The 13,525-nt window shown below is 66.1% G+C and carries 13 protein-coding genes and 1 pseudogene; 12 read left to right on the top strand and 2 right to left on the bottom strand.

Features of this window, described 5'->3' with window-relative positions:
* Window positions 1-147: 147 nt before the first annotated feature.
* The 12 genes from ACTRWB_RS09360 (at window position 148) to ACTRWB_RS09305 (ending at window position 12,295) form a co-directional block, all read left to right on the top strand.
* Complete coding sequence (locus ACTRWB_RS09360; protein ID WP_446901692.1) at window positions 148-1,059, top strand: LysR family transcriptional regulator; 912 nt, start codon at window positions 148-150, stop codon at window positions 1,057-1,059.
* A gap of 74 nt (window positions 1,060-1,133) precedes the next feature.
* On the top strand, window positions 1,134-2,420 hold the full coding sequence (locus ACTRWB_RS09355; protein ID WP_446901691.1) for an aromatic ring-hydroxylating oxygenase subunit alpha: 1,287 nt from the start codon (window positions 1,134-1,136) through the stop codon (window positions 2,418-2,420).
* Window positions 2,417-2,929: an aromatic-ring-hydroxylating dioxygenase subunit beta gene (locus ACTRWB_RS09350; protein WP_446901690.1), complete on the top strand. Its 513-nt coding sequence runs from the start codon at window positions 2,417-2,419 to the stop codon at window positions 2,927-2,929. Before ACTRWB_RS09355 ends, ACTRWB_RS09350 begins: the two co-directional genes overlap by 4 nt.
* Window positions 2,930-2,946: 17 nt before the next feature.
* A complete protein-coding gene (gene aroC / locus ACTRWB_RS09345; RefSeq protein ID WP_446901689.1) occupies window positions 2,947-4,050 on the top strand; it encodes a chorismate synthase in 1,104 nt (367 codons plus the stop codon).
* Window positions 4,051-4,072: 22 nt separating this feature from the next.
* Entirely contained in the window at window positions 4,073-5,059 is a 987-nt protein-coding gene (locus ACTRWB_RS09340; RefSeq protein ID WP_446901688.1) for a carbon starvation induced protein CsiD, read from the top strand.
* A 39-nt stretch (window positions 5,060-5,098) separates the two neighbouring features.
* Window positions 5,099-5,842: an SDR family oxidoreductase gene (locus ACTRWB_RS09335; RefSeq protein WP_446901687.1), complete on the top strand. Its 744-nt coding sequence runs from the start codon at window positions 5,099-5,101 to the stop codon at window positions 5,840-5,842.
* The gene (locus ACTRWB_RS09330) at window positions 5,839-6,417 is read left to right on the top strand and encodes a shikimate kinase (RefSeq protein ID WP_446901686.1); all 579 of its coding nucleotides are present in this window, start codon (window positions 5,839-5,841) and stop codon (window positions 6,415-6,417) included. Before ACTRWB_RS09335 ends, ACTRWB_RS09330 begins: the two co-directional genes overlap by 4 nt.
* On the top strand, window positions 6,418-7,836 hold the full coding sequence (locus tag ACTRWB_RS09325; protein WP_446901685.1) for a DHA2 family efflux MFS transporter permease subunit: 1,419 nt from the start codon (window positions 6,418-6,420) through the stop codon (window positions 7,834-7,836).
* Window positions 7,837-7,981: 145 nt separating this feature from the next.
* Window positions 7,982-9,118: a porin gene (locus tag ACTRWB_RS09320; RefSeq protein WP_446901684.1), complete on the top strand. Its 1,137-nt coding sequence runs from the start codon at window positions 7,982-7,984 to the stop codon at window positions 9,116-9,118.
* Window positions 9,119-9,149: 31 nt separating this feature from the next.
* Window positions 9,150-10,553 (top strand): MFS transporter, encoded by a 1,404-nt coding sequence (locus tag ACTRWB_RS09315; protein WP_446901683.1) that lies wholly within the window; start codon window positions 9,150-9,152, stop codon window positions 10,551-10,553.
* A 3-nt stretch (window positions 10,554-10,556) separates the two neighbouring features.
* The gene (locus ACTRWB_RS09310; RefSeq protein WP_446901682.1) at window positions 10,557-11,204 is read left to right on the top strand and encodes a hypothetical protein; all 648 of its coding nucleotides are present in this window, start codon (window positions 10,557-10,559) and stop codon (window positions 11,202-11,204) included.
* Between the two features lie 62 nt (window positions 11,205-11,266).
* A complete protein-coding gene (locus ACTRWB_RS09305) occupies window positions 11,267-12,295 on the top strand; it encodes a zinc-dependent alcohol dehydrogenase (RefSeq protein ID WP_446901681.1) in 1,029 nt (342 codons plus the stop codon).
* 65 nt (window positions 12,296-12,360) lie between these two features.
* On the opposite strand, the gene ACTRWB_RS09300 is transcribed toward ACTRWB_RS09305, so the two are convergent.
* Both ACTRWB_RS09300 and ACTRWB_RS09295 read right to left on the bottom strand, forming a co-directional pair.
* Window positions 12,361-13,236 carry a patatin-like phospholipase family protein gene (locus ACTRWB_RS09300; RefSeq protein ID WP_193102119.1) on the bottom strand — a complete coding sequence of 292 codons (876 nt, stop codon included), beginning with the start codon at window positions 13,234-13,236 and terminating at the stop codon, window positions 12,361-12,363.
* A 185-nt stretch (window positions 13,237-13,421) separates the two neighbouring features.
* Window positions 13,422-13,505 (bottom strand): annotated as a pseudogene (locus ACTRWB_RS09295) (alpha/beta hydrolase); the annotation flags it as partial.
* Window positions 13,506-13,525: the final 20 nt, after the last annotated feature.

Below are 13,525 nucleotides of genomic sequence, written 5' to 3'. Positions count from 1 at the left end.
TCGCATCGAATCGCCCCCACCCTGCGCCCAAGGCCATTCATTGCCAGAACGGTGCGCGTCAAAATCGTCCGAGGCGAATATATTTACGCTGTTTACGGAAAGTCACTTTTCTCGATAAATACGAAATCCCGTGTGTAGGATGGCCAAATGAACTCAGTAGAAAACTTTCGGGCGTTTCTCGCTGTAGTCGAATCAGGCAGTTTCTCGAGTGCCGCACGTCGCCTGAGTGTGTCCGCATCGGTGATTACGAAGCGAATCGGCGCGGTCGAAGAGGAAGTCGGCGAACTGCTATTCGTGAGAAGCACGCGGCGCCTCGAACTGACCGCGACGGGCCGCGAGATGATTCCGCTGGCACGCGAATTCCTGAGTTCATACGAACGCATCGTCAATATAACGGCGCACGGCACGCGCGAATTGTCCGGCAGTCTGCGGATCAAGGCGCCGATTTCGTTCACCGTGCATTTCATCGGAGAAGTGCTGAATGAATTCCTGCTCGAACATCCGAAGATCAATATCGATCTTCAACTGACGAACCGGCCTGTCAATCCGTTGACCGAGAATCTCGACATGGTGATCACCGGCTTGCCGACGTCGTTCGACGGCGTCGACGAACTGCCGCTCTGCCCGTTCCGCAGGATCGTGTGCGCGGCGCCGTCATATCTCGAACGGATGGGCGAACCGATTCATCCGAGCGACCTGCAGAATCATCGCTGCCTGTTGTACTCGTATGTCGAGCCCGCGCGTGTCTGGATGTTCAAGAGCGCGCAGGCGGGCAACATCGACGTCAGCGTGAACGGTCAGTTCCACAGCAACGATATCGAGGCGATGCATTGCGCGGCCGTCAGCGGGCTGGGCATCGCGATCCTTCCGCGCTATCGCGCGCAGGCAAGCCTCCAGAAAGGCGAACTGGTCGAGATTCTCGGCCTGTACGAACTGCCGGATCTCTGGATCAAGATCCAGCGCCCTTCACATCACAACAAGTCCTTGCTGCTCGCGCGCTTGACGGACCATCTGGTGTCGCGCGTGCAGCATATCCAGCAGCGCCATCCGAGTCTTTGAACTCGGCAGGCCGGACGCCGCGTGTCGTCTCCGTCCGGGAAGAGCAACCATGACGCCAGACAAGCGAGGCATGCGTGCGAGTACCCGATGAATATCTGATCGATGCCCCCGAACGGGCCCTGTTCCGCGTCGATCGCGCAGCATTCACCGATGAGGCCTTGTTCCGCCGGGAACGTGAAACGATCTTCTCGACCTGCTGGCTGTATCTCGGCCATGCGTCCGAGCTGCCGCGTGCGAACGACTTCGTCACGCGTAGTATCGCCGGCCGGCCGATCATCGTGGTTCGTGACGAGGCCGGCACCATTCGTGCCCACCTCAACGCCTGCCGACACCGCGGCACCCAGGTCTGCCCGGCCGCGCGCGGCAATCAGGCGCGTTTCCAGTGTCCCTATCACGGCTGGACCTATGCGAACACGGGCGAACTGGTTGGCCTGCCGGGCGCGGACGCCTATACCGGCGAATTCCGTCGCGACGAACTGGGCCTGATGCCGGCCGGCCGCGTCGACTCGTACCGCGACTTCTATTTCCTGAACTTCTCGGCCGATGCGGAGCCGCTCGCCGACTATCTCGGCGACGCGCGCTATTACCTCGACCTGATATGCGACCAGCTCGACGGCGGCTGGGAGGTCGTGCACGGCTCGTACCTGCACAGCATGCAGATCAACTGGAAGGTGCTCGCGGACAACAGCACCGACCTCTATCACCTGCCGTTCGCACACAGGCGCTACCTCGATTTCCTGAGCGGGGAAGGCACGCAGGAGAACGCGTTTCGGCGCACCGGCGAAGTCGTCCATCTCGGCGGCGGGCACGCGGTCGCGAAGAGTTCGCCGCCGTCGGGCGGGCGGCCGATCGCGTGGTGGGCACCTGCGTTTCCCGAATCGCATCGCCCGCGTCTCGACGCGTTGCGTGCGTCGCTCTACGAAAAGTACGGCGAGCGCAAAGCGCGCGACATGTGCGAAACCAATCGCGGCCTGTTCATCTTCCCGAACCTGATCGTCAACGACAACATGGCCGTCACCCTGCGCACGTTCGAACCCGTGGCCGTCGACCGGATCGCGATTCAGCTTTGGGCACTGGCGCCGAAGGGCGAGGCGCCGGAGGCGCGCAAGCTGCGACTCGATTCGCTGCTGACTTTCGTCGGCCCGGGCGGCTTCGGCACGCCGGACGACGTCGAGATCCTGGAATCATGCCAGCGCGCGTACGCCGCACCCGAGATCCGCTGGAACGACCTGTCGCGCGGCGTGGCGCGCGACGTGCCGCTCCATACCGACGAATACCAGAACCGCATCTTCTGGCGCGAGTGGCGCCGCCGCGTCGCGGCGACCGATCCGCGCGACGCGGCGGCAGGAGGCACGCGATGAATGCAGCGATCCCTGAGCCGATGCTCGCGGAGCTGTCGCTCGACCTCCGGCTGCGGCAGTTCCTCTATCGCGAAGCCGACCTGCTCGACCGCTGGCAACTGCGTGAATGGCTCGACCTGTTCACGGACGACGCAGTCTATCTGGTCCCGACGACCGATCACCCTGCTCCGCAGCCCGACAGCGACCTGACGTTGATCCACGACGACCGGCACCGGCTCGCATACCGGGTCGACCTGCTGCTCGGCGGTCGCGCATGGGCCGAGCATCCTGCGTCGAGGACCCGGCGCGAGATCACCAACGTGATGCTCGTCGACCGGCGCGACGCGACGATCGACGTGCAATCGAACTTCACGATCCGGCGCTTCCGGCATGGCGGCATGCACACCTTCGTCGGTCACTACCGGCACCAGCTCGTCGACTGCGACGGCATCCTGCGCATCCGGCGCCGCGCCGCCGTGCTCGATCACGAAACGCTGACCCCGCATGGCATGGTCAGCATCATCTTGTAAATCTCCGGGAGTACATCGTGTCAGGCAATACGATCGGCAAGAATTTTTCCGTCACAACCTATGGCGAAAGCCACGGCGACAGCATCGGCTGCATCATCGACGGCTGCCCGCCCGGATTGCGGATCAGCGAGGCGGACCTGATGCCGGACATCGAGCGGCGCAAGACCGGCCGCTCTCGCTTCGTCAGCCAGCGCCAGGAAGACGATGCGGTCAGGATCATGTCCGGCGTGCTCGACGGCGTGACGACCGGCACGCCGATCGGCCTGCGCATCGAGAACATGAACCAGCGCTCGAAGGATTACGACTCGATCCGCCACCTGTTCCGGCCCGGCCATGCCGACTATACCTACTACAAGAAATACGGGCTGCGCGAGCATCGCGGCGGCGGTCGCTCGTCCGCGCGCGAAACGGTCGTGCGCGTCGCCGCCGGTGCGATCGCCAAGAAATATCTGGCCGATCGCCACGGTATTCGCGTGCGCGGCTATCTCGCGCAGATCGGCCCGATCCGGATGCGTACGGTCGATCTCGATCATGCGGACAACAACGTGTATTTCTGCCCCGATCCGGATCGGATCGACGAGATCGAAACCTTCATGGCTGCGCTCACGAAGGCCGGGGACTCGATCGGCGCGCGCGTCAACGTTATCGCGTCAGGCGTACCCGTCGGCCTTGGCGAGCCGATCTTCGACCGGCTGGACGCCGATCTCGCGCATGCGTTGATGAGCATCAGCGCCGTCAAGGGCGTGGAGATCGGCTCGGGGTTCGCGTCGATCGAACAGCACGGCACCGAGAATCGTGACGAAATCACGCCGGACGGGTTCAGCAGCAACCATGCCGGCGGCATTCTCGGCGGCATCTCGTCGGGACAGGACATCCTCGCGAGCATCGCGCTCAAACCGACCGCGAGCCTGCACCTCGAGGCAAACACGGTGGACATCGAAGGACAGTCGGCCGTGATCTCGACGCACGGCCGCCACGACCCTTGCGTCGGCATTCGCGCGACACCGATCGCCGAGGCCATGGTGGCCATCGTGCTGCTCGATCATCTGCTGCGCCACCGCGCACAGAACTTCGACCTGCTCACCCGGCAAGGTGCGTGGGCGACGGATACCGACAACTGACACAAAACGAGAGGGCCTGCCGATGAATCCGCATACCGAATCCGCTCCGATCACGTCCGACCGCGCACGCGCCAGCGTGGCGCCGCACCGGGTTGTCCCCCACCCGGAATCGCAACGTCTGCCCCGGGTCGCACTGCAGTGCGACGACGTCCGGCAGTTTCTCGACGACACCGCGCACATCACGACGCGTTCGCTCGAATATGTGCCGTACAGCCGTTTCACGTTGACCGAATCGGTCCAGCGGATCTGGGGGACGTCGCTGATCGACACGCTCCGTGCGCTGATCGTCGCGCGCCGCAGTGGCGGCTTCGTGCTGGATATCGCCGAGGCCACCACGAACGACGAAGACCTGATTCGTTTCACGACCGCGCTTGCGCATGCGATCGGCACGCCCGACAACGACGTGCTGTCGGGCAAGTTCTACGCGCGCCTGCCGGTGCAGAGCAAGGACGTGACGCCACAGAGCAGCAACCTGTTCCAGCCGTACCGCACCTTCGGGCTGCATACCGACGGCGCGGCGTCGCCGAGCCCGACCACCGACTGGCTGGTATTCGGCAAGACCGTCGAGCGTCACGTCAAGGGCGGCCGGAACCGGCTGCTGCACCTCGACGACTGGCGCGACCTGCGACGCTTCGCGGACGCGCCGCAGGGCCGCAAGCCGTTCCTGATCGCGTTGCCGCCGTCCAACGATCCGCGTCAGCAGCAATGGGGCAACAACGTACGCAGCCAGCCGATGGACCGGCCGATCTTCTTCGACTGGCACGACGAGCTGTGTGTCCGTTTCGCCGACCAGTTCATCCATCCGACGACGCTGGAAGACGCTGCGTACCTGCGCGAGTTCGTCGAGTCGATCGAATCGGACCCGGCGGTCGAGTACCTGACGATTCCGGTCGGTTCGATGATGTTCCTGAACAACAACTACTGGCTGCATGGTCGCGAGGTGTTCGAACCGCACCCGGAGCTGTTCCGCGAAATCATCCGGATGCGCGGCATGTTGCGCGCGGCGTAAGCGACCTGCGGATTCGCCCCGACCTAACGAGGATCGCCCATGACCCAGCAATCCGATGCGGATCGCCCCGTCGCGCTCGTGACCGGCGCGAGCCGCGGCATCGGCCGCGCCGTGGCGCGCGGCCTGGCCGCTGATGGCTATACGGTGGCGCTCGTCGCGCGCACCCCGGCGGCGCTCGATTCCGTCGCCACCGACATCGTGGCGTCCGGCGCCGCGCCGCCGATCGTGCATGCGCTCGACGTTGGCGACGAAACCGCGGTCGCCGACGCGATCCGGGCCGTGCATGCGTGCACCGGCCGGATCGACCTGCTGTTCAACGGCGCCGGCATCGTCCGACGCGGTACCGCCGCATTGAGCGACGCCGACGCGCGCGAGCTGATCGACACCAATCTGCTCGGCGCGCTCAACGTGATTCGCGCCGTCGCACCGTTCATGCGGCGCTCGCGCAGCGGCCACATCGTCAATGTCGCATCGCGCTCCGCGCTGCTGCCGAAGGCCGGTAACGGGGGCTACGCAGCCAGCAAGGCCGCGCTGCGCGCATACGGCGACGCGTTGTACCAGGAGCTCGCACGCGACGGCGTCAAGGTCACGACGCTGTGTCCGAGCTACGTGCACACGGATCAGAGCGCCCGCCAGACGTGGCTGCCCGACGACGACAAGATTCCCGCGGACGACGTCTATCGGACCGTGCGGTATCTGCTGTCGCTGTCGCCGGCCGCGTCGGTGCGCGAGCTGACGATCGAATGCACGCATGTCGTCGCATACGGGGAGCAGTACGTATGAGCGTTTCCACCGTCGTCCTGATCGGCTTCAAGTCGTGCGGCAAGAGCACCTACGGGCCGCTGCTGGCCGCGCGCCTGCAGGGTCGGTGCGCGGATCTCGACCGCGTGCTCGAGCAGCGGCACGAGGCAGCGAGCGGCGAACGGCTCGCGGCGCACGAGATCTTCGAGCGGCACGGCGCCGCGCATTTCGCGCACCTGGAAGGCGCCTCGCTCGACGAACTGTGCGCCTTCGGCGACGACGCGCCCGAGCGTCCGGCCGTGCTCGCGACGACGGGCGCGACCGCGCTTTCCCTCGCCAATGTCGCCCGGTTGCGCCAGCTGGGCCCGCTCGTGCTGCTCGATACGCCACGCGAGACGATCCGCCGGCGCTGGTTTTGCGGGCGTCTGCCGGCGTTCGTCGATGCCGCGGATCCCGACGCCTCGTTCGCACGTCTGTACGACGAGCGCCTGCCGGCTTACCGGTCCGCGGCGGATTTCATCGTCGCAACGGGGGGCGCGACGGACGCCAACGTGATCGATACGATCGTCGCGCTGCTGCGCGGAGCACTGCCGGCGACCGGCGTCGCGGCGGACTAGATGGCCGACGTCGGGATTGCCGCCGCGCGGCCGCTCGAGGGTGTCTCGAAACACATCGCGACCGGCTCGATCATGCTGGCGACGATCCTGACCGGGCTCGACAGCACGATCGCCAACGTCGCGCTGCCGCAGATCCAGCGCAGCCTGGGCGTCTCGCAGGACGCGGTCGTGCTGGTGCTGACGTCCTACGTCGTCGCCACGGCGATCGCCACGCCGCTCGTCGGCTGGCTCGCCGCGCGGCTCGGACGCAAGACACTCTATCTGCTGTCGATTGCCGGCTTCACGGGCGCGTCGGTCTGGTGCGGTGCCGCGACGACGCTCACGTTGCTGGTGTGGGCTCGCATTGCGCAAGGCGTATTCGGCGCCGCGCTGATTCCGTTGTCGCAAGCGCTCATCCTCGACATCAATCCGCAGGAAAACCACGCGCGCGCACTGTCGCATTGGGGTGCCGGCGTGATGCTCGGGCCCATTCTCGGCCCGGTGGTCGGCGGGCTCGTCGGCCAGTGGCAAGGGTGGCGCTGGGTGTTCTATGTGAACGTGCCGGTCGGGCTGCTTGCGTTTGCCGGCGTCGCGGCATGGATCGGTCGCACCTCCCGGGTCCATGCGAGACCGTTCGATGTCGTCGGTTTCGTCACATTGTCTGCGGCGGTCGGGTTTCTGCAGACGGTATTGGATACCGGCCAGCAAGCCGGATGGTTCGGAGCGCCCCGCATCGTCGCGGCCACCGCGATCGCCGTCGTCGCGTTCGGGCTGTTCGTGCGGCACGTGATGCGCACGCCGACAGGCGGGTTCTTCGAACGGCGCCTCCTGGCCGACCGCAACTACGTCACGGGCCTGTGCTTCACCGCGATCGTCGGCGTCGTGCTGTTTGCCACGCGTGCGCTGCTGCCGCAGTTGCTCGTGCACGTCGAGCAATACTCGATCGTCGCGACCGGCCTGCTGATGGCACCGACCGGCGTCGGCACGCTCGCCGCGATGCTCGCGGCGGGCGCGGTCATCAAGCGCATCGATCCGCGGCGCCTGATGGCGGGCGGCTTCCTCATTGCATCAATTGCGCTGCTCGAGCTCTGCCTGCTGGAGCGTCCCGTCTCGGCCGTGTCGATCATCGTGTCCGGCACGATACTCGGCGTCGGGCTCGGGCTCATCTTCGCGCCGCTCAACGCGACGACGTTCGCGACGCTGGATGCCGGATTGCGCGCGGACGGCGCGGCGATCTTCGCGCTGGCGCGCAACGTCGGCAGCAGTGCCGGTGTCGCATTGATGCAATCGCTGCTCACCCGCTTCACCGAAGCGAATCTCGCCACCCGCGCGTGGCCCGACGCCGCATTCGCTGCGTACCAGACCGACTTCCAGTTGCTGCTGGCGATCAATCTCATCGCATTACCGTGGGTGTGCGTCATGAAGTACAGGCGCGCATAGCGACGGCCGGCATCTCGCACTTTCCTGCCAGCGACTTTTTCCGGTTTGCCGCTTGGTGGGCCACGCAATGCTCGCGACAATCCGGCTGACGCATTCGACGATGCGTACGACAACAACCGCTCGGCAGCGGAACAAGGAGACAACCGTGAAACGATTCCTGGCATGCATGCCGGTCATGGCGTGCACGCTCGCCCATGCGCAGAGCAGCGTGACGCTCTACGGCGCCGTGGACGCCGCCCTGACCTATACCAACAACCAGAAAGGCGCGTCGGCGTACCAGGCGTCCAGCGGCGGACGCGCTGGCGACAAGTTCGGACTGCAGGGTATCGAGGATCTCGGCGGTGGACTCAGGACCGTGTTCGTGCTCGAGTCCGGCTTCAGCATCGAGGACGGCAGCGAGCAGCCGGCGAACACCCTGTTCGGCAGGCAGGCGTATGTCGGCCTGAGCGGCGGTTGGGGCACCGTGCTGCTCGGCAGGCAGTACACGCTGACCAACGACTATCTCGGCCCGCTCGGCACCGATACGTTGTTCGCGGGCGGACTCGGTGCGACGCTGGGCGATCTCGATGCTTCGTGGAATTACAACAAGATCAGCAACGTAATCAAGTTCAACAGCAACGACTATCGCGGTTTGCGCTTCAGCACGATGTATAGCCTGGGCGGCGTCGCCGGCCATTTCGCGACGAACCGCGGCTACGGCTTCGGCGCTTCGTACGTGCGCGGCGGGCTGACCGTCGCGGCAGCCTACATGAACATGTCGACGCCTGCGACATCGGTGTTTTGGGCGAGCACGGCTCCAACCGCCGGCGCGGCGTATGCGCTCCCCGTCACGAACCCGATCTACTCCGCCTATACGACGGCGGGCACCCAGCAGGTCGCCGGCGCGGGCGCCGGCTACGCGTTCGGCCGCTCGGAAGTCACGGTGCTTTATACCAACGTGCGGTTCCAGGACATCGTTCGCACCCTCGCGAACCCGGCCGTGCAACCGAACGCGGCGTTCAACAGCTACCAGATCAACTACCAGTTCCGGTTTACCCCGGCAACGATGGCCGGCGTCGGCTACCAGTACGGCGCCGCGCCGCATGCGACCTACCAGGCGGTCGACCTGGGCGCCGCCTACTTCCTTTCGAAAAGCACGTACCTCTACGCGATCGGCGTGTGGGCTCATGCGAGCGGCACCGATTCGACCGGACAGCACGCTGTCCCCGACCTGCTCGGGCTCGCGCCGTCGAGCAACAGCAACCAGCTGGCGCTGCGCATCGGCCTGCGGCACCTGTTCTGATCCTTCGCGCACCGCCTATCTGGAGAACGAGATGAGCACACCCGCCAGCGCAACCGCAGTCCAGCACCCCGCCAGCCGGGACGTCCAGCGCTTCATCGATACCCATCCGCTGTCGGCGCTGCAAATCCGCGTCGTCGTGTTGTGTCTGCTGATCGTCGCGATCGACGGCATCGACATCGGGCTCGCTGCCTATATCGCGCCGTCGGTCCGCCGCGAGTGGGGCCTTTCGATCGCCGAGCTATCCCCCGTGTTCGTGTCGGGGCTCGTCGGGATGATGGTCGGCTCACTGATTTTCGGGCCGCTGGCTGACCGCTGGGGCCGGCGTCCGGTGCTGCTCGCGTCGGTCGCATTCTTCGGCGTCTCGACGCTCGCGACGCTCCTGATCGGCGATGTGTTCGGTTTGTCCGTGCTGCGCTTCGTTTGCGGAATGGGCATCGGCGGTGCGACACCGACCGCCGCGACGCTGACCGCCGAATATGCCCCCGAGCGCCGCCGGTTGTCGATCATCACGATCATGCTGTGCGGCAACTCGCTCGGCTCCGCGTTGGGCGGCGTGATTGCGTCGCAGGTCATCACCCGTTTCGGCTGGCACGCGATGCTGGTGATAGGCGGCGCGGTGCCTATCGCCCTGTTGCCGGCACTGTGGTTCGGGCTCCCCGAGTCGATGCGCTTTCTCGCGCTGCGCCGCCCCGATGCCCAGCCCGAGCTGCGTGCGCTGGCCCGCCACATTGCCGGCAGCCACGGCGATGCCGCGCCCGGCGACGACGTGGTGTTCGTCGCCACCGAGCGGGAAGTCACACGCGCGTCGGTACGGCAACTGCTGTCGCCCGCCTGTGCCCGCGGCACCATGTTGCTGTGGACCACGTTCTTCATGGGCCTGATGGTCCTGTTCCTGATGGCGAACTGGCTGCCGACGATCCTCACCACGGCCGGCGGTTCGATGCGCGCGGCGTCGCTCACGACCGCGCTGTGGTCGGTCGGCGGCACCTGCGGCGGCTTGCTCCTCGGCCAGGCGATGGACCGCTTCCCGCCGCACCGGGTGCTCGCGCTCGCCTACACGGCGGCGTGCGTGCTGATCTTCACGGTTGGCCGGGTCTACGCAACACCCGCGCTCCTCGCGCCGATCGTGTTTCTCGCCGGCTTCTGCATCAGCGGGTCGCAAGTCGGCATCAACGGCCTCGCTGCCGAGTTCTACCCGACGGCCGTGCGCGCGACGGGTGTCGCATGGGCGACCGGCGTCGGCCGCGTCGGCTCGATGCTGGGCTCCGCGCTCGGCGGTTACCTGCTCGCCACCGGCCTGCCGTATGCCACGCTGTTCGCCGCGACCTGCGTCCCGATGCTGATAGCGGCGCTGTGCATGAGTGCCATGCGCCAGCGCGACGCGGATCCGAGCGGCGACCTGTCCTTCAACATCGCGAATCAACGGAAATCCTGACTCATGACCTTGAGAGGCTCGGCGTTTCTCGCCCTCTGGAACGACATCGAAGGCGTGCGCGAAGCGGACTACGATCTCTGGCACACCGTCGAACACGTGCCGCAACGCGTCGGCGTGCCCGGCTTCCTTTCCGGGCGCCGCTATCGTGCAAGCTCCGGTGCGCTGCACTATTTCACGCTGTACGACGTGACCGAGGCTGCCGTCTTCGAATCGCGCGACTACCTGTCGCTCGTCAGCCATCCTACTGCCTGGTCCCGCGCCATGCGGCCGTCGTTCCGCAACGTCGTCCGGGCGGTATGCCGGACTCACTACAGTTCGGGCCACGGCGTCGGCGGCGTGCTCGCATGCGTGCGCATCGCATCCGGCGATGCACCGGACGACGACATCTCGCGAGGCCGCGCGCTCGGCCTCGCATGCCGTTCGCTCGACGGCGTTACCGCCGTGCATTTCGGAGAACGCATCGACAACGCGGCGCCCATCTTCGACGCGTGGCAGATGGGTACGCCGCCTGGCTACGTGCTGCTGCTCGAGGCGGCGCGCGAATCGTCGCTTCTGGCGCGACTGTCCGACGTGGAGGCGCAGCTGGCTGGCGCGTACGGCACCGACCGAATCATGTCGTCGGGCATCTACGATCTGTGCTATACCGCGTGAAATCCGCGTGGATCGCCGGCTCGCCGCGCTTCTTTCCCCCGCACTGGAACCAAGGATAACGAGTGAAAGCATTGCAAAAGACTGCGCCCGCGTTCGGTCTCGAATGGCGCGACGTCCCGTCGCCGACGATCGACGCGGCCGACGACGTGATCGTCGAAGTCGGCGCCGCCGGTGTGTGCGGCAGCGACTTGCACATCTACGACTGGTCGGGAGGGTATGACTTCGTGACGCCCGCGATGCCGGTGACGATCGGCCACGAGTTCGCCGGCGTCGTGGTCGCACACGGACGAGACGCCCGCACGCTTCCGCTCGGACAGCGCGTGGTCGTGATTCCGTCGGTCGAGTGCAACGTCTGCAGGCACTGCGCGGCCGGTCGGCCCGACGACTGTCAGGACCGACGAGGCATCGGCATGCTGCGCGACGGCGCATTCACGAAATTCGTGAAAGTACCGGCCCGTAACTGCCTGCCGTTGCCCGACGGCTTCGACCTGTCGATCGCGGCGCTGTGCGAACCGCTGTCGATCGCCCTGAGCGCTGTGGAAACCGGCGACACGCGCGCGGGCGACAAGGTGCTCGTGCTGGGCCCCGGCAGCATCGGCCAGGCTATCGCGCTGCTCACCGAGCAGCGTGGCGCGCAGGTCGTCGTTGCTGGCTACGACGACGAGCAGCGGCTTGCCGGCATGCGCGCACTCGGAATCGAGCGAACCGTCGACCTCAAGCGGCAGTCGCCGCGCGACGCCGCCGCACTGGTCGGCACCGATGCGTTCGACATCGTGATCGACGCAGCCGGCGTCCAGTCGGCCGTCGACAGCGGTCTCAGCGTCCTGCGCGCGTCCGGCGTAATGGTGCTGTGCGGAATTCACGCAAACGGCGTCACCTTCGACGGCGCGCGCTTCGTCCGGATGCGCCACCAGATTCGCGGTACCTATCGAGCCACGCGCCGGACCTGGCGGAACGTGGTCGATTTCGTGATCGCCAATGAGGCACGTCTCGCTCGACTGATCTCCCATCGGTTGCCGTTGTCGGAAGCGCTCATGTCGTTCGAGCTCGCGAAATCCAAGGTCAGCGGAAAAATCGTACTGATTCCTTGAAGGCCGATGCAGGCGGTATGACCGGGCAGGCGCTACGCACCGACATCGCTGGTCGGACGCTCCGCCTAGTGCGTGTGCTCGTGCAACGCCCCCGGAATGAACCGCTGTTCGAGGCCGCCATCGCCGAGCCACGCGCGGGTCCGCTCGGCCGCGAGTTCGATCAACGCCTTGCACCGGGTGTAGTCGTACGGCGAGACGTCGAGCGGACATAGGGGCGGCACGACGCAGATCGTGGCGCGACTTTCGTAGAACTCCAGATCGCGCACGAGTTGGCGCGCGATCACGAGCGTCAGCGCATGCATCGCCTGCGCGATTGCGCTTCCCGGTGGCTTGCGCAACGCGCACGCAAAGCCGGCCGGCAGCACGACGATGCGCGTCGCGCCCCGCGCGACGGCTATCGAGATCGGCGTATTGTTCGCGACGCCGCCATCGACCATCAGTCGATCGTCGATCCGCACCGGCGGAAACACGCCCGGGATCGCCGCGCTGGCGAGCACGGCGTCGACGACGGAGCCCGACGACAGCACGATTTCGTTGCCGCTGAGCATGTCGGTCGCGACGACGTGCAGCGGCAGCGATGCGCGCTCCACGTATCGATACCGCAGATGCCGTTCCAGCAGCATGCGCAGCGCGGTCGCCTCGACGAGGTGTGCGCGGTTCTGCAGAACCGTCCTTAACAGGCCGAGCATCGAAAACGGCATGATGTCGCGCCGGCGGATGCTGCACCACAGCGCTTCGAGCTTCGCGACGCCGTCGCCGTCGGGCTGCCCGGCGAAATACGCGGCGTTGATCGCACCAGCGGACGCGCCGACCACGAAGTCAGGCCGTTCACCGTGATTGAGCAGTTCGCGCAGCATGCCCACCTCGATCGCACCGAGGCTGCCCCCGCCGGCAAACACGAAAGCGGTCCGTTCCGGACTCGCGCTTCGATCGAGGGCCATGGTTGTCTCCCGTACCGGGCCAGTAGAGAAGGTTGAACGCCGAAGTCTGCGATACAGATTCGCACAATTTGGCGGGCCGCTCAATCTCGCTCATGCCGACGATCAGCCCCTTCTCCGTTCGCGTCAGATCCTGCGCGAAGTCTTTCGAATATGCCGGTCTTGCATATCTTCACGAAGCTATCGGCATCGGGCGCAAAAGCCGCCACATCGACAAGGCCGGTCACGTTCGGACCATTGCCTGCTTCGGTGACGACGGCACCGCCATGCGCTGCGGCACGGCGGCGGCCCG

It is taken from the genome of Burkholderia sp. YIM B11467 (assembly GCF_052952715.1).
Note: the sequence above shows the minus strand (reverse complement) of the source record. Positions and strands in the feature narration are given on the sequence as shown.

What these genes read in the sequence shown, in the direction of transcription:
- ACTRWB_RS09310 (WP_446901682.1), top strand. Translation starts at nt 10,557, where the DNA reads ATGACCTTGAGAGGCTCGGCGTTTCTCGCCCTCTGGAACGACATCGAA.
- ACTRWB_RS09350 (WP_446901690.1), top strand. Translation starts at nt 2,417, where the DNA reads ATGAATGCAGCGATCCCTGAGCCGATGCTCGCGGAGCTGTCGCTCGAC.
- ACTRWB_RS09335 (WP_446901687.1), top strand. Translation starts at nt 5,099, where the DNA reads ATGACCCAGCAATCCGATGCGGATCGCCCCGTCGCGCTCGTGACCGGC.
- ACTRWB_RS09300 (WP_193102119.1), bottom strand. Translation starts at nt 13,236, where the DNA reads ATGGCCCTCGATCGAAGCGCGAGTCCGGAACGGACCGCTTTCGTGTTT.
- ACTRWB_RS09340 (WP_446901688.1), top strand. Translation starts at nt 4,073, where the DNA reads ATGAATCCGCATACCGAATCCGCTCCGATCACGTCCGACCGCGCACGC.
- ACTRWB_RS09330 (WP_446901686.1), top strand. Translation starts at nt 5,839, where the DNA reads ATGAGCGTTTCCACCGTCGTCCTGATCGGCTTCAAGTCGTGCGGCAAG.
- ACTRWB_RS09360 (WP_446901692.1), top strand. Translation starts at nt 148, where the DNA reads ATGAACTCAGTAGAAAACTTTCGGGCGTTTCTCGCTGTAGTCGAATCA.
- ACTRWB_RS09325 (WP_446901685.1), top strand. Translation starts at nt 6,418, where the DNA reads ATGGCCGACGTCGGGATTGCCGCCGCGCGGCCGCTCGAGGGTGTCTCG.
- ACTRWB_RS09315 (WP_446901683.1), top strand. Translation starts at nt 9,150, where the DNA reads ATGAGCACACCCGCCAGCGCAACCGCAGTCCAGCACCCCGCCAGCCGG.